Source organism: Amphibacillus sediminis NBRC 103570, assembly GCF_001552275.1.
Classification (GTDB): domain Bacteria; phylum Bacillota; class Bacilli; order Bacillales; family Amphibacillaceae; genus Amphibacillus_B; species Amphibacillus_B sediminis.
In genome coordinates this window covers 1-18,699 of the sequence record NZ_BCQW01000010.1, presented here as the reverse complement: position 1 = coordinate 18,699, position 18,699 = coordinate 1, and the positions used below count along the sequence as shown (strand labels likewise).

At 38.2% G+C, this 18,699-nt stretch carries 17 protein-coding genes and 1 pseudogene; 14 read left to right on the top strand and 4 right to left on the bottom strand.

The annotated features are described in order from the left end of the window. Window positions 1–22 precede the first annotated feature (22 nt). Complete coding sequence (locus tag ASE01S_RS08010) at window positions 23–1,003, bottom strand: metal-dependent hydrolase (protein WP_067840794.1); 981 nt, start codon at window positions 1,001–1,003, stop codon at window positions 23–25. Window positions 1,004–1,383: 380 nt separating this feature from the next. On the opposite strand from ASE01S_RS08010, the gene mutY reads away from it, so the two are divergent. From mutY to ASE01S_RS07990, 4 genes are all read left to right on the top strand, one after another. After that, on the top strand, window positions 1,384–2,472 hold the full coding sequence (mutY, locus tag ASE01S_RS08005) for an A/G-specific adenine glycosylase (RefSeq protein ID WP_245630340.1): 1,089 nt from the start codon (window positions 1,384–1,386) through the stop codon (window positions 2,470–2,472). A 60-nt stretch (window positions 2,473–2,532) separates the two neighbouring features. Further along, window positions 2,533–2,712 carry a gamma-type small acid-soluble spore protein gene (locus ASE01S_RS08000; protein ID WP_067840792.1) on the top strand — a complete coding sequence of 60 codons (180 nt, stop codon included), beginning with the start codon at window positions 2,533–2,535 and terminating at the stop codon, window positions 2,710–2,712. A gap of 539 nt (window positions 2,713–3,251) precedes the next feature. Beyond that, window positions 3,252–3,782 (top strand): nucleoside tri-diphosphate phosphatase, encoded by a 531-nt coding sequence (ntdP, locus tag ASE01S_RS07995; RefSeq protein ID WP_067840789.1) that lies wholly within the window; start codon window positions 3,252–3,254, stop codon window positions 3,780–3,782. Between the two features lie 193 nt (window positions 3,783–3,975). Continuing rightward, window positions 3,976–5,733: an ABC transporter ATP-binding protein gene (locus ASE01S_RS07990; RefSeq protein WP_067840787.1), complete on the top strand. Its 1,758-nt coding sequence runs from the start codon at window positions 3,976–3,978 to the stop codon at window positions 5,731–5,733. A 214-nt stretch (window positions 5,734–5,947) separates the two neighbouring features. On the opposite strand, the gene ASE01S_RS07985 is transcribed toward ASE01S_RS07990, so the two are convergent. Both ASE01S_RS07985 and ASE01S_RS07980 read right to left on the bottom strand, forming a co-directional pair. Beyond that, window positions 5,948–7,024 carry an FUSC family protein gene (locus ASE01S_RS07985; RefSeq protein ID WP_067840784.1) on the bottom strand — a complete coding sequence of 359 codons (1,077 nt, stop codon included), beginning with the start codon at window positions 7,022–7,024 and terminating at the stop codon, window positions 5,948–5,950. Window positions 7,025–7,311: 287 nt separating this feature from the next. Beyond that, window positions 7,312–8,619: a glutamate-1-semialdehyde 2,1-aminomutase gene (locus ASE01S_RS07980; RefSeq protein ID WP_067840782.1), complete on the bottom strand. Its 1,308-nt coding sequence runs from the start codon at window positions 8,617–8,619 to the stop codon at window positions 7,312–7,314. 165 nt (window positions 8,620–8,784) lie between these two features. Here ASE01S_RS07980 and ASE01S_RS07975 point away from each other — a divergent pair, with 165 nt between their 5' ends. The 6 genes from ASE01S_RS07975 to ASE01S_RS07950 all read left to right on the top strand — a co-directional run bounded on the left by ASE01S_RS07975 (window position 8,785) and on the right by ASE01S_RS07950 (window position 13,530). Continuing rightward, window positions 8,785–9,219, top strand: coding sequence for a potassium channel family protein (locus ASE01S_RS07975; RefSeq protein ID WP_245630339.1), 435 nt, complete (start codon window positions 8,785–8,787; stop codon window positions 9,217–9,219). Between the two features lie 53 nt (window positions 9,220–9,272). Continuing rightward, window positions 9,273–9,743 (top strand): thioredoxin-dependent thiol peroxidase, encoded by a 471-nt coding sequence (gene bcp, locus ASE01S_RS07970; RefSeq protein WP_067840776.1) that lies wholly within the window; start codon window positions 9,273–9,275, stop codon window positions 9,741–9,743. A 370-nt stretch (window positions 9,744–10,113) separates the two neighbouring features. Next, a complete protein-coding gene (locus ASE01S_RS07965) occupies window positions 10,114–11,064 on the top strand; it encodes a D-2-hydroxyacid dehydrogenase (RefSeq protein WP_067840774.1) in 951 nt (316 codons plus the stop codon). Window positions 11,065–11,066: 2 nt separating this feature from the next. Beyond that, on the top strand, window positions 11,067–11,633 hold the full coding sequence (locus tag ASE01S_RS07960; protein ID WP_067840772.1) for a cob(I)yrinic acid a,c-diamide adenosyltransferase: 567 nt from the start codon (window positions 11,067–11,069) through the stop codon (window positions 11,631–11,633). A 202-nt stretch (window positions 11,634–11,835) separates the two neighbouring features. After that, a complete protein-coding gene (gene perR, locus ASE01S_RS07955) occupies window positions 11,836–12,267 on the top strand; it encodes a peroxide-responsive transcriptional repressor PerR (protein WP_174520234.1) in 432 nt (143 codons plus the stop codon). Between the two features lie 390 nt (window positions 12,268–12,657). Then, window positions 12,658–13,530, top strand: coding sequence for a nucleotidyltransferase-like protein (locus tag ASE01S_RS07950; protein ID WP_067840768.1), 873 nt, complete (start codon window positions 12,658–12,660; stop codon window positions 13,528–13,530). Between the two features lie 606 nt (window positions 13,531–14,136). Here ASE01S_RS07950 and ric read toward each other — a convergent pair. Beyond that, window positions 14,137–14,850 carry an iron-sulfur cluster repair di-iron protein gene (gene ric / locus ASE01S_RS07945; RefSeq protein ID WP_067840766.1) on the bottom strand — a complete coding sequence of 238 codons (714 nt, stop codon included), beginning with the start codon at window positions 14,848–14,850 and terminating at the stop codon, window positions 14,137–14,139. A gap of 361 nt (window positions 14,851–15,211) precedes the next feature. Between ric and ASE01S_RS07940 the strand changes: the two genes are divergently transcribed. The 4 genes and pseudogenes from ASE01S_RS07940 to ASE01S_RS07930 all read left to right on the top strand — a co-directional run bounded on the left by ASE01S_RS07940 (window position 15,212) and on the right by ASE01S_RS07930 (window position 18,236). Beyond that, entirely contained in the window at window positions 15,212–15,901 is a 690-nt protein-coding gene (locus tag ASE01S_RS07940; protein WP_067840763.1) for a Crp/Fnr family transcriptional regulator, read from the top strand. A gap of 388 nt (window positions 15,902–16,289) precedes the next feature. Continuing rightward, window positions 16,290–17,243: a UV DNA damage repair endonuclease UvsE gene (uvsE, locus tag ASE01S_RS07935; protein ID WP_067840761.1), complete on the top strand. Its 954-nt coding sequence runs from the start codon at window positions 16,290–16,292 to the stop codon at window positions 17,241–17,243. 163 nt (window positions 17,244–17,406) lie between these two features. Beyond that, window positions 17,407–17,499: pseudogene (locus ASE01S_RS15775) on the top strand (acetyltransferase); the annotation flags it as partial. A gap of 59 nt (window positions 17,500–17,558) precedes the next feature. Then, a complete protein-coding gene (locus ASE01S_RS07930) occupies window positions 17,559–18,236 on the top strand; it encodes an NAD(P)H-dependent oxidoreductase (protein ID WP_067840758.1) in 678 nt (225 codons plus the stop codon). Window positions 18,237–18,699 lie beyond the last annotated feature (463 nt).

Genomic DNA, 18,699 nt, shown 5'->3' with positions numbered 1-18,699 from the left:
TGACTTTCAATCGATGGCTAGCTCAAATATCTTCAATGATTAATTTGTCCTGAAGCTTTGCTTCAGAGAAAACCCAACCGGTATAAGAACTAATAATTTTCAGATCATCAGTTATTTTTACAACGGCAACAAAGGGATAGTGGTCTTTAGCGCGATAGCGTAGATCAATAAAGCGTACTTCTGTATAATCGGCGTACTCGATTTGTTCCCAACGATAGATAGATGAGAAGGATAGAAAGGCTGCTACGTTTTTATCTGTTTTAACCGTTGCCATTATTTTATTATTAGGGATCGGGATACGCTGAAAGTGGTCGACTATTTGGATATTTCCTTCAATTGCCCTAGCGACATAGAAACTATCTTCGGTCTTAATGGCTAATCGCCAAATGTTTTGTTTAATTGTTGGCGATGTGTAAATATCTTCTACCTTTCCATAATAGAGTGTAACCTTCTTTTCAAGTGCTTTTTTTTGCCAATATCTTTTTAAGTAGTAGAAGACAAGTAGTAGATATATGGTAAGAAAGGTTATGGCAGGGTTAAAGCCAAACAACCAAAGTGCAATACCGATAAGATGACTACCAAAGATAATTGGATCAAAGGTATTAATAAAACCGAGGGCAATCCATTTATTAGTAAATGGCCGTAATGCTTGTGTTCCATATGCATTAAAAATATCAACAAACACATGTAAAAATACAGCCAGTGCTATCCAGCGCCAAAGGACGATGAATGGTAGTTTAGGTATGATTAAATAAATAATACCGGAAATCAACAACCCCCAAATAATGATTAAAGGGAGGGAATGGGTAATACCACGGTGATGCCGTAAATAAACAGCATTGCTTTTAAATTTAAGAATGGTGTCAAAATCAGGTGCCTGTGAACCGATAATTGTTCCGGTCATAACAGCACCAAATAAAAGAGGATTATTTTGTATAGCGGGATCAAGCGTTGCCATACCACCAATTGCGACTCCCATTGCAATATGGGTACCGGTATCCATGTTCACTCGCCCCTTCCGAAGATTAATATACATTTTTAATCATTAAGTTAAATGTGTGCTATAGTTATTAGTAGCCATTTTTTTATTGAATTAAACGTGGTTATTATAATTTATCGCAGTGTAACTGGCTGGGGCTGCGATTACACGCCCCATCGAAGGGCTTTTGTAAGACTCCCACTTTAAGAAATTAGTGAAAACGTCATGTCTAAGTGGGAGATCCACCAGCCAGTAACGGCCCTGATTGGTTCAACTAACGTTCAGTGGGGAGAGGAAGCTGACGAAGTTCGCGACGTTGTGCCGCAACGTTTGTACGAGCACATCCTATGCGTCAACCCCCCACTGAACGAAGGTTCACTTTATAATACGAGGATGAGTACATAATGAAATTACAAGAGTATATGACATATATCAAGAATTTTGACACAAAAGCTTTCCAATCAGCTCTTGTAGATTGGTTTAAGCAAAATAAGCGTGATTTACCATGGCGTCTAGATCAAGATCCGTATAAAGTTTGGGTCTCAGAAATTATGCTCCAACAAACACAGGTTGATACAGTGATTCCTTTCTTTAACCGGTTTATCGAAAAATTTCCAACGCCAACTGCGCTTGCGCAAGCCGATCAGCAAGATGTCTTAAAGGCTTGGGAAGGCCTTGGTTATTATTCACGAGCACGCAATCTTCAGTCAGCCGTTCAGGAAGTACAGGAAAAATATCAAGGCAAGGTTCCTGCAGATCGTGAACAACTCAGTCGTTTGAAAGGGATAGGTCCGTATACACAAGGAGCTATAATGAGTATTGCCTTTAATCAACCAGAGCCAGCCGTCGATGGTAATGTCATGCGGGTATTATCCCGCCTATTAAAAATTGAAGCTGATATTGCGAAAGCCAGAACAAGGAAAGGAATAGAAGCTATTGTCAGGGAGATCATATCAAAAGATGATCCTTCAAGCTTTAATCAAGGTTTGATGGAGTTAGGAGCGCTAATATGCCGTCCTAAAAACCCCGATTGTTTTAATTGTCCAGTTCAAGACTACTGTAAGGCGTATAAGGAAGATATTCAAGCTCAACTTCCAGTTAAATCAACAGCAAAAAAACAAAAGACTTTACATTATTATGTGTTTGTTATCGAAAATAATGCTGGAGAAATACTAATTGAACAAAGACCTGAAACAGGTTTATTAGCACAGCTTTGGCAATTTCCAATGATTGAACCAAAAAATATCGATCCAGATTTTATTCGCCCTTTTGTTGAAGAATACTTTCGAGTAGAAGCATCCAAAGTTAAAATGCTTGAGCCTGTCAAGCACGTATTTTCACATGTTATTTGGCAGTTGTCAGTTTTCCATATCCATGTAGCTGATTTGAGTGAGCATGCCGATGAGCAACGACTTGTTACTAGAGATCAATTAAGTGAATTCCCATTTCCGGTATCGCATCAAAAAGTCATCCAACAGTTATTAGACTGTTGAATTTTTCTAGCATATTAATCACGAAATTGGTTACATTAATCGATGTGGAGGTGATATAAAATGGCTAGAAATCAAAACCAAAATCAAAACCAAACTCAAAAAACAGATGTTCAGCACGTTAAACGTCAAAACCAACAAGCACAACAAGGTCAAGGACAATTCGGGACTGAATTTGCTTCTGAAACCGATACACAACAAGTAAGAAAACAAAATCAACAATCGCAACAAAATAAGCAGTAACATCCCGATATATCGCATAAAAAGAGCTTTCGTCTGTGGCGAGAGCTCTTTTTATGGTTGGGTATAGGGGAAGGATTTGCTGAGCATTTAATTCCCAAAGATGTACTGAAGATTGATAAGGTACCAATCGAAGATCCTTAATTTTTAGAACATCAAATAGATCTGATTTTGTCAATCCTTTTTATCGCAGTGTAACTGGCTGGGTTTGCGATTACTCGCCCCATCGAATGGCTTTTGTAAGCCTCTGACTGGAAAAAATAAGGGGACGCGTCATGTCTAAGTGGGAGATGTAACAGCCAGTAACGGCCCGATTGGTTCAACTAACGTTCAGTGAATGGCCCCCAATGAACGAAGTTTCACTTTATTCGATTATTATTTTGTGTTTGTCGATAGGATAAGTAAAACTTCGGTACTTGCTATTGAAGGATGCCGAGTTTTTTTTAAATGTAGGCGCAGTGGCAGAATGATTCAATTTGTTTTCTTTTATTTAAAGAACGTTTATAATAAGAGTAGTTATTAGTTACAGAGAGGTTGATATGATGGCTGGCCCAAAACCCGGATTACCCATACAGATTCAGAGCTATAAGCATAATGGGCAACTCCATCGTACTTGGCAGGAAACAACGATCCTAAAAGCAACAAGCACACGTGTCATTGGTGCGAATGATCGAACACGGGTAACCGAAAATGATGGTCGCTCCTGGCTCACCCGGGAACCAGCGATTTGTTTTTTTTATACCAAACATTGGTTTAACGTCATCAGTATGCTACGTACAGATGGAATTCACTATTATTGTAACATGAGCTCTCCATATGTGTTTGAATCAGGTGCCGTTAAGTATATCGATTATGATCTTGATGTAAAGGTGTTTCCGGATATGACCTATACATTACTTGATGAGGATGAGTATGAACAGCATCGAAAGCAAATGAAATATCCAGGTGTTCTTGACCGCATCTTGTGGGACAATGTAAATCACCTAACTTTTATGATTAGGCAAAGAAAGGGTCCTTTTTCACATGAATTAATTGAACAATTGTACGAGCTCTTTTTAACCTATCGCTTGTAAGAATGTGTAATCAAAAAAGTCGCTAAATGATTAGCAGGAGTTTTACCATTTTAAGCATATGCGTTAGTAAAAAACAATTGAGAAACTGCATATCAGCTAGTGACATTTTGCAAAGCCTCAATAAGAAGATCGCTTAGTCTTGTCAGTAAAAGATGACAAGACTTTGTTGTGTGGAGAAAGGAGAGTCGATCAAATGAGTAGTATCCGTAGGTATTTATCCTTTGTAAAACCATATAAATGGCGGATTCTTCTAACGATCATTATCGGAATAATTAAATTTGCTATCCCATTACTAATGCCTTTATTCGTTAAATATATCATTGATGATATTGTGACTGTACCAAATCTATCGGTTAGCGAAAGGCTGGACCAGTTGTTTTGGCTTTTATTTATTGCTTTCATTATTTTTGCTGTGATCCGTCCACCTGTTGAATATTTTAGACAATACTTAGCACAATGGGTTGGGAATAAAGTCCTTTTTGATATTCGTGAGCAATTGTTTGATCATATCCAAAAACTTAGCTTAGGTTTTTATGCTAAATCGAAGACGGGTGAAATCATTTCACGCGTCATCCACGATGTTGAACAAACGAAGGATTTCATTATGACTGGCCTGATGAATATTTGGCTCGATATGACAACCATTGTGATTGCCATGATCATTATGTTTACCATGGATGCTAAAATAACCTTTATTTCGCTTGCTCTATTTCCAGTCTATGCGCTAGCAGTTCGAATATTTTATGGCCGCTTAAGAAAATTGACACGTCAACGCTCTCAAGCTTTAGCAGAGGTGCAAGGACATCTCCATGAACGTGTCCAGGGGATTCCTGTTACTCGTAGCTTTGCATTGGAGGATTACGAGCAAAAACAATTTACCAAGCGTAATCAACGTTTTCTTAATCAAGCTCTTAGCCATACCGAGTGGAACGCCCGAACATTTGCTGTTATGAATACTGTCACCGACTTAGGGCCTCTTGTTGTAGTTGGTTTCGCTGGCTATTTTGTTATCACCAGTGGTCTATCGCTTGGGACTATGGTGGCGTTTGTCAGCTATATGGATCGAGTTTATGCACCATTAAGACGGTTAATCTCCTCATCAACCACTCTTGTTCAATCGATTGCTTCAATGGATCGCGTCTATGAATTTATTGATCAAGAGTATGACATTAAAGATGATAAAAATGCTCAAGCCATGCCACCTGTTAAAGGAGAAATCGAATTCGATCATGTCCATTTTCAATACCAGGAGGATGAAGTAAGTGTATTGAAGGATATTGATTTACATGTCAATAAGGGCGAAACGATTGCCTTGGTCGGAATAAGTGGTGGAGGTAAATCAACTTTAATTAGTTTGATTCCTAGGTTTTATGAGGTAACTTCTGGAGCGATTCGAATTGACGGGATTGACATAAAATCGGTTCAAGCTCGCTCATTGCGGGATCAAATCGGGATGGTATTGCAAGATAATATTTTGTTCAGTGAGTCAATTGCAGTGAATATCCGAATGGGAGATCCTGATGCTTCCAATGAACAGGTGATTCAGGCCGCTAAAGCCGCCAATGCTCATCATTTTATTGAGGCATTACCACAAGGTTATCAAACTCTTGTAGGAGAGCGTGGTGTCAAGCTTTCTGGTGGGCAAAAGCAACGCATTGCGATAGCACGTGTCTTTTTAAAAAATCCACCAATTTTAATTTTGGATGAAGCGACTTCAGCATTAGACCTTGAAAGTGAGCATTTGATTCAAGAGGCGATAGAAAAGCTTGCTGCGAATCGTACGACATTTATCGTCGCTCATCGACTCTCAACCATCACGCATGCTGACCGAATTATTGTGATAAATCAAGGAGAGATTGCTGAACAAGGTAATCATCAGCAATTAATGGAACAGCGTGGACATTATTACGATCTCTATCAAGTTCAGCACCTAGAACAACCCACTCCCTAATAGGGAAAGAGCGTGTGATAAACTCGATTGTCGCATACTTGAAAAAATAAAAGGGGCTGGGACATAACTAAATAATGAAACTGAGTATCCGAACATCTGAACTAAGCGAAGTGCTTTGCCGAAGCGTTAGAAGCATTGCGGCATTGATGTTCGGATTTTTCTTATCTAATTACTCTTTTGTCCCAGCTACTATTTGATTTAGCTTTATGAAGCATTACTCAAGCTTTCGTGATGGAATAATCTCAAGTTTTTCCTCACCATGGAATTGTTCATAGCTATTTAACAAGGTTTGTAAATGTGTTAATTCTTGATGATATGTGATTAAGGTTGTAGCCAATGGTAAGAAAGTCAGGTAGTCGGTATCGTTTCGTTGGTACATATCAAGCAAGCTATCAACTAATTCTGGTATGTTTGAATCAGTAAGGTGATGGACGTGTTGTTGCTCACTACGTTTAATCCTACGCATAAAACCGAGTAGCAAATGCTCATGGGCATGAATGGCAAGATCAATTTCTTGTACTAATTTGTCTCGCACTTGTTCCGGAATCAGATTAGCTCGGTTATCTACACTTTGAATGGCTTTAAGCACAGCAAAGCTTTTATGCGTGACTTTAATGAGCTGGCGAAATACGACAAGCTTACGAGCCCTTAATAAACGATTTTTTTGGAAGTATACTCTTTCCTCTGAGAAAAGTGAATATAGCTCATCCATTCTTCGGATTTCACCGTTTATTTGTTTCATCTCTTTTTTCAATGATGGATCATCAGAGAGATGGCGAATCGTAACCCTTAGCCATTGCAAAATCTCCCCTGTGATATGCTCAATATATTGAAATAATGTTGTCTCGTATTTAGGAGGCAAAAACAATAAATTAACTAAAGATGCCGAAACGATTCCGAGCATTAAGGAAGAAAAGCGCAAGAAAGCAAACTGATAGATTTCCATATCTGTTCTCTCCATGACCGAAATAACCGCAATCAAAGCAATTGAAACGGCGCTTTTTTCAAGCTTGAAAAATCTACAAAGACTAATCACAATGACAACCGCAAAGCCTACGACGACCGGATCGTTACCGATAATATAGGAGATGATGGTTGCCGTACAAACTCCGACCAAGTTGGCCTGCAATTGCTTGACAATCGTTTTAAATGATTGATATATGGATGGCTGCATCGCAAAAACAGCCGCAAATCCAGCAAATACAGTTGATGGAAAGCCAATCAATGCTGCCGCATAGAGGGCAATTGCTACAGCTAAGCCTGTTTTAAATATTCTAGCACCTAATCTCATCTGATCAGTGCTCCCTTCTTTCAACGAAAATCGAATTATATCACTTTTCTTCTTGATTTCAATTCTAATAAAAAAGGACCTTTTCGGAGATTATCTCTGAAAAGGCCAAGTACTTTCATGCTTTGAAGGGAAGTCATACAATTTTGACAAATAAAGCATGAGTTGAAAAATAAATTTTCAAAAATAGCATAGCACATTTCAAACTGATAATCAATTCAAAATATAATAAATATTCATAATTATGCATAAAACTCAGAAAATAATGATCTGGTCCTAAGTTATTTTTCCTAATGGTTCGATTTTTGATCACTCATTTCTTGAAAAGCATGATCTACTGCTTCGATAGTAGCCTCAATCTCCTTATCTGTATGGGTGATGGTCAAAAACCATGCCTCAAATTTAGATGGAGCCAAGTTAATACCTTGTCTTAACATTAGGTGGAAAAACCGACCGAACATTATACTATCTGTAGCTTCTGCATCTGCATAGTTTTCTACTTTTTTATTCGTGAAATATACAGTCAATGCCCCCATTAAACGATTTATGGTTAAATTTATTTTGTGTTTGGCTGCTGCTGCTTCAATGCCATCTTGTAGCTTCGCGCCTAAGCGATCAAGCTCTTGATAAATACCAGGCTGCTGCAGCACCTCCAAGCAGGCAATACCGCTTGACATAGAAAGGGGATTACCAGCCATTGTTCCAGCTTGATAAGCAGGACCTAGCGGAGCGACTTGTTCCATAATATCAACTCGACCACCGTAAGCTCCGATTGGCAGCCCTCCACCAATTACTTTACCGAGGGCAGTAAGGTCAGGTTCAATTCCATAAAGTTGCTGTGCACTACCATAGGTAAACCGAAAAGCGGTGATGACTTCATCATAAATAACAAGTGCGCCAGCTTCATGAGTCAATTGATTAACTTGCTCCAAAAAGCCTGGCTTAGGCTCTACAATACCAAAATTTCCTACAATCGGTTCAACTAATACTGCTGCAACTTGATCACCCCAACGTTGAAGCGCTTGACGATAGGCCTCAATATCGTTAAAAGGAACTGTAATTACTTCTTGAGCAGTCCCCTTTGTCACGCCGGCAGAATCAGGATTGCCAAGTGTCGATGGGCCAGAGCCTGCTTGAACAAGAACGATATCACTGTGTCCATGATAGCAGCCAGCGAATTTAATTATTTTTTCACGTCCAGTAAAGGCTCGAGCAACACGAATCGTTGTCATTACGGCCTCTGTACCCGAATTAACAAAGCGTACTTTTTCTAATGAAGGAATGGCTTCCTTTAACATTTTGGCAAATTTGTTTTCCAGCTTTGTTGGTGTACCGAATAAGACACCAGATTCAGCTGCTTTATTGATTGCTTTGGTGATATGTGGGTGTGCGTGTCCAGTAATGATCGGTCCGTAGGCCGCTAAATAATCAATATATTGATTACCATCGACATCCCAGAAGTACGGACCAGAGCCACGCTCCATATAAACAGGAGTGCCACCCCCTACTCCTTTATACGCACGTGAAGGTGAGTTAACGCCTCCTACAATATGTTGTTGAGCTTCATCATGTAATGCAATTGATTGCGAAAAATCCATTAAAAAACCTCCATCGTAAATATCGTCATTATTATAACATTATCAAACTAGAATCGGAATCGAACTTGGACTACTTTAACATTATATTTCATATTTTAAAGTAAGTCTTGATCTTATCGTGAGTTATGAGACATTTGGTATGGCGCTACGAGGGAGTGGTTTATGATGATTATCGTTTCCATCATGATAATTGTGGGAATCATTATGAGTAGTTTGGTACAGTTTTTTGGTGGGAAAAGCTATCAAAGGGGTTATTTCTCTTATGAAATTTTCTACACTTTAATTGTCGTGTACGGCATTATCTTATTCGGATTTGGCTTACTCTATGCCCTTTTAGCAATCAATCATGAAGTTTTAGTGCTAACTGATAACCAGCCGGTCCCTGAAGACTTTCTAGGGTTGCTACTAAAAAGTATTTATTTCTCAGGGACAACCTTATTAACCATAGGCTATGGTGATATGACACCGATTGGCATAGCTCGGCCATTAAGTTTAATTGAGGCTTTAATCGGGTATTTAATACCAGCAGCTTTCTTTTTAAGGATTGTTTTCTTCAAACATTTTCCAGATCGAGAAGAACGCTATACAGATTATTTGTGAAATAACTGAAAATTGGTTACGATATCTGTATAAGTTATAGAGGAGGAGATACTATGGCGATACAAGAAGGCGATAAAGTACCAAATCTCCCACTTGTTACAAGTGATGGAGACAAGCTATCTTTGCTTGATTTTCCAGGACAGAACATCGTGTTATATTTTTACCCGAAAGACAATACACCAGGATGTACAACGGAAGCATGCTCGTTTCGTGATTTGCATGAAAGCTTTGAGGATTTAAATACAGTGATTCTTGGCGTGAGTCCTGATTCAAAAGAAAGTCATGAAGCATTTAAAGACCGTTACAATCTACCGTTTACGTTAATTGTTGATGAGGCACATCAGTTAGCCGAGGAATTTGGGGTCTGGATTTTAAAAAAGAAACCTGATCGGGAATATTACGGTAATGAACGTGCTACTTTTATTATTGATCAAGAAGGTATCATCCGAAAAGTATATCGAAATGTTGATGTTGAGGGTCATGTTGATCAGGCCTTACATTATATCCGAGAACATTTAAATTAGTCGCAGCAATCGCTAGTTATCATTTTTATATTTAACTAGCGATTTTTATCGCAGTGTAACTGACTGGGGCTGCGATTACTCGCCCCATCGAAGGACTTTTGTAAACCTCCCCCTTCAAGAATAAGGGCACATGCTATCTCTAAGTGGGAGTTCCAACAGCAGTAACAGCTCGATTGATTCAGTGGGGGAGAGAGGTAACTGTCTAAGTTTGCAACGTGGTGTCGCAACGCATGCACTAGCACATCCTAGGCGTCGCTCCTCCCACTGAACGAAGGTTCATTTTATGGTGCTACGAATTGTTTTTTGACATCTAGCCACATAATGCTTTACAGTAAAAACATATAATTAAACAAGATAGTGGGGGATTGTCGTGCTCGTTGTATCAACAACTAAACTTGGTGATCAATTAGAAAAAAAACTAACAGATCAATATCCAGCTCTAATTTTCAAGTTTTTTAAAAATATAAAAGAAGCAAATACCCTTATTAAGGAAATGGATATTTTAATGACTTTCGGTGAGGACCTTACCGATGATGATATTTATCGTGCCACAAAGCTTAAATGGATAATGGTGCTTTCAGCGGGTGTTGATCAAATGCCTTTTAAAGCGATTCAAGAACGAGGGATCGTCATAACGAACGCTCGAGGCATACATAAAGTACCGATGGCTGAATACGCTATAGCTATGCTGTTAAACTATTATCGTCAAAATCTTCAATTTGCTCACCAGCAAGCTGAAAAAAGATGGGATAAATCAATTCCTACCCGTGAGATTTCGGGGCGTACGATGACGATAGTAGGGGCAGGTGCCATTGGTGAGGAGTTGGCACGTTTAGCGAAAGCGTTCTATATGACGACATATGCCGTAACGAATTCGGGAGGTTCGCGCCCTTACTTTGATCAAGTCTTTAAGAATGATTCGGTTAAAGCAGCATTAGCTCAAGCTGATTTTGTTGTTTCGATATTACCAAGTACGCCTTCAACTAAAGGCTATTATCAAGCTGAGCATTTTGAAGCGATGAAACAGGATGCGGTTTTTCTAAACATGGGTCGAGGGGATGCGGTAACTGAAAAAGTCCTCTTGCATGCTTTGGACACCAATCAAATTGAGCATGCTATACTTGATGTAACGGAAATAGAACCATTGCCAGAAGATAGTCCAATTTGGTCACATGGCAAAATCACCTTAACACCTCACATCTCCGGGAAATCGGCCCACTATTTGTCACGAGCAATGGTTATCTTTGAGCAAAATTTAGATCATTTTTTAAAGGGTAAATCATTACCGATTAATCAAATAGATCCGGCAAGGGGGTATTAATATTGTCAATTTATACACGGACTGGTGATGACGGTGAGACAAGCTTAATCTCAGGTCAACGTGTGGCTAAGAATGATTTGCGAGTGCAAGCCTATGGAACATGTGATGAGGCTAACGCAGTCATTGGTCTGGCAGTTAGTATAGTCGATCAAGGCGGGTTAACCTGGTCCTTATCAGAGCGCAAGACATTTTTATCATGTATGGAAATGACTCAAACGTTGCTTTTTTACGTTGGATCGGAACTGGCTACACCACCGGGACATGATGTGCCATGGCCATTAGAAGCTAAGCATATTGAACAACTAGAACAAGCAATTGACCATTGGGAAGAACAGTTACCACCAATTAAGCATTTTATTTTACCGAGCGGTCATCAAGCATCAGCAACCTTACACCATGCTCGGACAATTGTTCGCAGAGCTGAACGTATTGTAGTTGAGCTGAAAAGTCAGTTAAATCCATTAGTCCTGTCATTTCTGAATCGACTTTCTGATTTACTTTTTGTCGCAGCACGATACGTTAATCAATTCAGTGCCTGTGACGAGAAATTTTTCCGCTATAAAAAGTAATAAAAGCCAGCCATTTACCTCAAAGGATAGCTAGGATGACGTACTTTTATTGACAGAATGTTAACTGAGCGGTTACACTAAGATTATAAGGATTATAATATAATAATAGAAGTAAATTAAAAATAGGTAAGCAAAATGAATATTCGTGATGTACAATGAATCTTAGTTGATCGTAATATTAGTGAAAGTGAGGTGGATGGCGATGCATGCGAATGAGCTTCAAGAGGCAGTCGAACGTTTAAAGGAATCAGGTGTGCGGATTACACCACAACGTCATGCTGTTTTGGAATTTTTGATTCATGCTGAAACACACCCGACAGCGGATGATATCTATAAAGCACTAGAGGGTAAATTTCCGAACATGAGTGTCGCAACTGTTTATAATAACTTGCGTGTCTTTAGAGAAATTGGTCTAGTTAAGGAGCTGACTTATGGTGATGCTTCAAGTCGGTTCGACTACAATACAACAAAGCACTATCATGTCATTTGTGAATCCTGTGGTAAAATAGTTGACTTTCATTATCCGAGCTTGGATGAGGTTGAAGCACTAGCTGAAAAGGTCACAGGCTTTGAGATAAGCCATCACCGTATGGAGATTTACGGAAAATGCCCTGATTGTAAAACCACTCATTAAAGTACTATCATTCAACCCTCTTTGATAACAAAGAGGGTTTTTGCGTTTCTTCACTTAAGTGGTTCGGATTTTATCAGCAACCACGTTTAAAGCTTTATCGGTGAACAGTGGTATAAGACTTCCTGAATAGTGATTGCCGTTAAGTTGGATATCAATTAGAACTATATAAAAAGTAAAGTTATTTTCAGCAGGAGATAACTCACGTTTAATACTGAAAAAACGGTATTCTAACTAAAAATAAAGTTTATCATGCCAACTTCTGTTTTTTCGATTACAATACATCAATAATTTTCTGTAATACTAAATGCGGATTTTTAAAGAAATTAAAGGTTTTTTGCTTTTTCTTGTCGAATAATTATTTCTAGAAAAGATACGTATAGGAGTGGAAATGTGGAAGCATTATTACGTACTATTTATCAGGAGCGCGCAAGTGAATCGAGAACATTAGGTATTATAATCTTAGAAAAACAATTAAATCATAGCCCGATTACTGATAATTTTGATGCTATTTTATTAATCATTGTTAAGGATAGTGAGCAACCTTGGTATGTTAAACATTATCAATTTGAAGCTGGAACAGCTGCGATGCATGTTGTTAATGAACAGCAGCTAAAATTATGGATTGATACCAGTACGTATCGTCGGGTCGTGCAATGGGTTACAGAGGGGAAGGTCATATTTGATCGGAATGAATACATTAGCGAACTAAGAACAGAGCTCGATCAATTTCCGAATGAGAAGCGTTATTTAAGAATGGCGATCGAATTTGCTAAGCTTACACGAAGCTATCGCGAAGCGAAGCAGTTTTTTGAAACAGAGAATCAACTTGACTGCTACAATAAAGTAATCTCTGCTTTGCATAGTTTAGGTAGGCTTACCCTTATTGGACAAGGCTATCATCCTGAACGCATTGTTTGGGATCAAATTAAACGACTTGACCCGCCAACCTTTAAACTATATGAAGAATTACTTTCGAGTGATGAGCCTTTAGCAGATCGATTAGGTTTAATGATGCTTGCAATCGATGTGTCGATTAATAGTAAATCAAAAATAGCAGCTAAGCATTTACTTGATGTTATGAAAACAAAGCAGGGAAGCTGGAGCTTCGGTGACTTAGCCAACCATCCTGACCTCCAGTATTATCAGCTTGATCTAAGTATGATGCTAGATTACCTTGTTGAAAAACAACTTATTACAATTGAATTATTAGAAGCGAAGGGGCAAGGTGTTTACCATCGATTGTATCGACCTGCGAACGAATAAGAAAATATATTACACTAAACAAAAATTCAGAATGGCAGATATTGTTAATGTAGAGGGGAGCTTCTTATCTTTAAAACAAGGGACCAACGCGCCACGTTCCATACAATTCTCGGTCAGAAGGACGGGGAAAATGAAAAATGAAATTGGATTTGTCTTCATGGCGATGAACATGAGGAAATGCATCGGCCATATCAGGCAGATTCAAATCAACGGTTGTCAAGGAAAAACAAAAAAGATCTCCGTCACTTTTTCTGGGTGACGGAGATCTTTTTTAGTATCAGAGACTACTTTTGTCCCAGTTCCTTTCCTGCCTTTAATTAAGTCTCTTTCTCTTAAACAAATAGCTTACTTTATTACCATGCATTTTCTGCTCATAAAGGTGATGGGCATCAATCCATTCTAGTCTTGGCGAAAGAGTGGGAGATTCGATAGCCAGTAACGGCCTGAATGGTTCAACTAACGTTCAGTGGGGGAGAGTAAGCTGACTAAGTTCGCGATGTCGCGCCGCAACGTCTGCACGAGCACATCCTATGCGTCAACCCCCCCCACTGAACGAAGTTTCACTTTATTTTTTCCACTGTCTACTTGACAGGGGAGAGTTCATTATTATTTTAATTGTTGTGCTAAAGCGCGTGGGAACAAGATGTTACTTTCTAAATGAATGTGTTCAAACATGTTTGATTCAAGGTCTTCAAGCCGCTGGTACACTAAACGATAAGTTCCACAAGCATTTTCTGGTGGTGTGAAATTGTTTGTCACCTCGCGAATTTCTTTTAAAAGATCTCCAGCATGGTTATGATCGCTCTCTAAATTTTCTACAACTTTTTTTAGTTTCGCTATATTTTCATCTGTGCGATTTTGCTCTATTTCTAAAATAAGTGGGAAATCTTCTGTTTCTTCCTGAATTAAGTGTTGTTCAAGTTCTACTTTTAACTCATTAAACAATCGGTGAATTTGAGCCAAATGCGGTTGTGCTGCACCATGAACTCGTAACAGTCGAGTAACATAAGGAGTCAAACTCGGTAATTCTTCATTTAGATAGCTGTGATGTTTATGGATAATATGGTCAATCAGTTCACGATCGGAAATATTCTCCCAATCAACTCTGGTTTCATTTAATGCGACCGTTTCATCATACAATGTGTTCAGTTTGTCTAAGACCTCATCTGCCGATAAGTTTTTTTCATTAATAGCATCTATCAGTGGGCGGTTTCCCCCACAACAAAAGTCAATGCGATAGGATTTGAAAATATCACTTGCCTTTGGAAATTTAGTTACAATTTCTCCTACAATAGCTTCTTCTGTAAATGTATTTGCCAAAATAAATACCTCCCATAATGTTTATTTGAATATAAGAATAGGATATCATTCCTCTGATATAGAAATGGTGATTTGAATCACAGAGTTATGTCTATTTAACGATGATTTTTTATCGCAGTGTAACTGTCTGGGGCTGCGGTTACTCGCCCCATCGAATCTTTTGTAAGACTCCCACTTCAAGAAATAGTCACGGCCCGATTGGTTCAACTAATGTTCAGAGGGCGATGGAGACGCCCACGCTGAACGAAGTTTCACTTTATGATCGTTTTTGATAGAATAGCTTAGTATAATAGAAAGGAAAGGTTCTGTATGCTTATTTCTAGGTGAAAAAATAGAATGATTTCCACTAAGGAGTTTAGCAATGAATGCATCGATAATAAAAAAACATTTACAAGCAGTGTCTTTATTTAAAGGGCTTTCGACAGACGAAATGGACCCGATTGTTGGCATTGCAAGAATAAGGACTTATCAAGCAGAGGCTTTTGTCTTTATGCAAGAGGAGCCCCTTGATCGTGTATTTTTTATTTATTCTGGTAAAATAAAAATTCATAAATCGGATTTGTCAGGTAAAGAACAAATCGTCTCAATACTTGAAGCGGGTGATATGTTTCCCCACGCAGGGTTCTTCAGAAATGGTAATTTTCCGGCTCACGCAGAGGTTTTGGAGACTGCTGAACTGATTGTGATACCCGTTCAAAAGTTTGAGAATATCTTATTGGAATACCCAGAAATTTGTATAAAGATGTTCAGGGTTTTAGGAGAGAAAATAGTGGATCTGCAGAGTAGGCTAGAGGAAAAAATGCTTCGAAATACATACGAACAAATTGTCATGCTTCTGCTTCGTTTAACACAATCGAATGGTGTGAAGATTAAGGAACATTATCGACTTACCTCACATTTTACCAATCAAGAATTAGCCAATATGATTGGAACAACCAGAGAAACAATGAATCGGACACTTAATCAATTAAGGAAAAAAGGCATGATTCAGCGTGATGAGGCAGGGTACTTTCTTATTAATAGGGACAAACTAGAGAGGGAGATTCTTTAAGCGGAAGTTCAATGAGTCATGCTGTATATCTCTGAGTTGTCTTGTTCTTTATGATCGAATGTACAATGAATATCAGGTGTTTCGCAGTTAATAGGGACGCTTATTCCTATGCTCGGTAATTTTTTGATATAAAAAATCTTCTTATTGAAAGGTCAATGAATACTTGGTTAAAAGTGATGCCTGACTAGCATGCAGATCCCTCTACCCATTATGTATGGTGTACTTATCTCTTTATATTAGCGGTGATTGTACGAAGTTTGCTTTGTTACTTCGTATACCTATGATTTGAAAACAAATAGACATACTAAAATAGAATAATGACGTATAATTAGAAAGCGGGTTATTAATAAAAGTGAAAGGGTAGAGCACTCAAACAGGAGGTTGCGAGATGATTCTTAGGTTTGGATATGTTTCTACAGCACTGTCTTTATATGAAGTGTCTCCTTCCCGTACACTAACTTTTGCGAGTTGGAAGAAACTTGACAAACAAAGCAGGATGGAAAAACTATTTGAAAAAACGGAGCAAAATCTAAAAAGTACAATTCGGATACTTCATTATAATATTGACCAGGGGATCGACATGTATCGAATGTCCTCATCACTCGTGCCACTTGCCACACATCCAGAGGTAAAATGGGATTACCTGACGCCTTTCGCTAACCTTTTTGAAGAAATTGGCGCTTTGGTCCAGCAATATAACTTGCGAGTTAGCTTTCATCCCAATCAGTTCACTTTATTTACGAGTCCCCAGGATCATGTCACGAGCAATGCGATAATTGACATGACCTATCATTATGAAATGCTTGAAGCAATGGGCTTACATAAAGATGCAAATATTAATATCCACGTTGGTGGAGCTTATGGGAATAAAATAGAGACACTTACTCGTTTTCATCTGAATTTTGCAAAACTAGCTAAAGATATTCGGATGCAAACGACATTGGAAAATGATGATAAAACTTATACTGCGGAAGAAACGTTGCAAGTCTGTGAAAAACAAGCTATTCCGTTCGTTTTTGATTATCATCATCATTGGGCAAACCCGGGGGAAGGTTCATATGAACATCTTATTCCACGTATTTATTCGACTTGGGAAAGCACGGGAAAACCACCTAAATTTCACCTATCTTCACCTAAGTCTGATAAATTAATTCGAGCACATGCTGATTATGTGGACGTCGATTTTGCTATTCCATTTATAAAAGCATTAAAAGATTATGGAAAGTCAGCAGATATTATGATCGAGGCAAAGGCAAAAGACAAAGCAGCATTAAAGATTGTGGAGGAGCTGAGCAAAATACGTGGTTTTAGGCGGATCAATGGCGGTGCGATAGAGGTGTAAATTAACTTTCTATTTCTTTTTGACAAGGATAGAACGAACTTGATAAATTAATTCTAGATAAGCACATTCCATCCTAGACCGCTAGACAATCCGACGGATTAAGGAAAAGAATAGGTTAAACAATCACGATTGGAACTGTTTATGATTTTGGGAGGAGCACTGTAATGTAGTTATTACATCAGCTTCAGTCGTTATTAAGGACAGACCCGATAATGTTGTAGTGGGCGGTAATCCAGTCAAAATAATAAAAAAATAATTAGAAATTTTCTTTATAATCACCAATGAAACTAAATTAAAAAATGGGAGGACACAAAAATGAGCAATGAGCTTAAAAAACAAGAAATTATCGATGCATATCGCTTTAGACACGCAACCAAAAAATTTGATCCGACAAAGAAAATATCAGATGAAGATTTTGAATTTATTTTAGAAGTTGGTCGACTTTCACCAAGCTCTATTGGTTTAGAACCTTGGCAGTTTGTTGTGGTACAGAACGAGCAATTAAGAGAAAAATTAAAAACCGTATCATGGGGAGCACAAGGCCAACTCCCTACTGCCAGTCATTTCGTGTTAATTTTGGCACGAACTATGAAAGATACAAAGTATGATTCAGATTATATTAAAAATCATCTGAAGCAGGTAATAAAATACCCTGAAGAAGTGATTGAAACAGTTGTGAACGATAAATTTAAAAATTTTCAAGAAAAAGATTTACTGTTACTTGAAAATGAAAGGACCTTGTTTGATTGGGCGAGCAAACAAACGTATATTGCATTAGGAAACATGATGACAGCCGCTGCACAAATCGGGATAGATTCTTGTCCGATTGAAGGCTTCCACTATCAATCTGTTCATAAGATTCTAGAAGAGGAAGGCTTGCTTGAAGATGGTCATTTAGATATTTCTGTCATGGTGGCATTTGGTTATCGAGAAGCAGAACCCCGACCGAAAACAAGAAAAAAACGTGAACAAGTGGTTAAGTGGATTGAATAGTTAAGTTGCTTAAGGTTTGTTTTCTATTTAATTTCGTGGAGTGTCATGGAAAACCTTGAAATTTGCTAAATATGATTTTAAGAAACCATTCATGTAAGTTTGAATGGTTTCCGTACTTTATAGAATATGTTCAGTGCTGGAGATCCAAAGAAATAATGATTTATGATAATAAGGAAATGATGTCTTCGTTTGCATGCATTGATCATGAGGTAAACGTCCATCATTTCCCTGTTGCTTTTTTGATTATTCGTGATATTATTATATCTCCCAACAGCGTTATCTGAAAAAAGGCGCTTTACGAGAATTTTAGCTAAATAAATTATTGACCACATTATCTGAAGATGTTATACTAACTTGGTTGCTGAAAGCGAACAGTCACATTTGAATTACTTATTAAAAAAATGTTGACATTATATATTTTTCATTATATAATATATGAGCTGTCGCAAATAAGTGACGAACC

Coding starts and splice junctions, on each gene's coding strand:
- ASE01S_RS08010 (WP_067840794.1), bottom strand. CDS start 1,003: ATGGATACCGGTACCCATATTGCAATGGGAGTCGCAATTGGTGGTATG.
- mutY (WP_245630340.1), top strand. CDS start 1,384: ATGAAATTACAAGAGTATATGACATATATCAAGAATTTTGACACAAAA.
- ASE01S_RS08000 (WP_067840792.1), top strand. CDS start 2,533: ATGGCTAGAAATCAAAACCAAAATCAAAACCAAACTCAAAAAACAGAT.
- ntdP (WP_067840789.1), top strand. CDS start 3,252: ATGGCTGGCCCAAAACCCGGATTACCCATACAGATTCAGAGCTATAAG.
- ASE01S_RS07990 (WP_067840787.1), top strand. CDS start 3,976: ATGAGTAGTATCCGTAGGTATTTATCCTTTGTAAAACCATATAAATGG.
- ASE01S_RS07985 (WP_067840784.1), bottom strand. CDS start 7,024: ATGAGATTAGGTGCTAGAATATTTAAAACAGGCTTAGCTGTAGCAATT.
- ASE01S_RS07980 (WP_067840782.1), bottom strand. CDS start 8,619: ATGGATTTTTCGCAATCAATTGCATTACATGATGAAGCTCAACAACAT.
- ASE01S_RS07975 (WP_245630339.1), top strand. CDS start 8,785: ATGATTATCGTTTCCATCATGATAATTGTGGGAATCATTATGAGTAGT.
- bcp (WP_067840776.1), top strand. CDS start 9,273: ATGGCGATACAAGAAGGCGATAAAGTACCAAATCTCCCACTTGTTACA.
- perR (WP_174520234.1), top strand. CDS start 11,836: ATGCATGCGAATGAGCTTCAAGAGGCAGTCGAACGTTTAAAGGAATCA.
- ASE01S_RS07940 (WP_067840763.1), top strand. CDS start 15,212: ATGAATGCATCGATAATAAAAAAACATTTACAAGCAGTGTCTTTATTT.
- uvsE (WP_067840761.1), top strand. CDS start 16,290: ATGATTCTTAGGTTTGGATATGTTTCTACAGCACTGTCTTTATATGAA.
- ASE01S_RS07930 (WP_067840758.1), top strand. CDS start 17,559: ATGAGCAATGAGCTTAAAAAACAAGAAATTATCGATGCATATCGCTTT.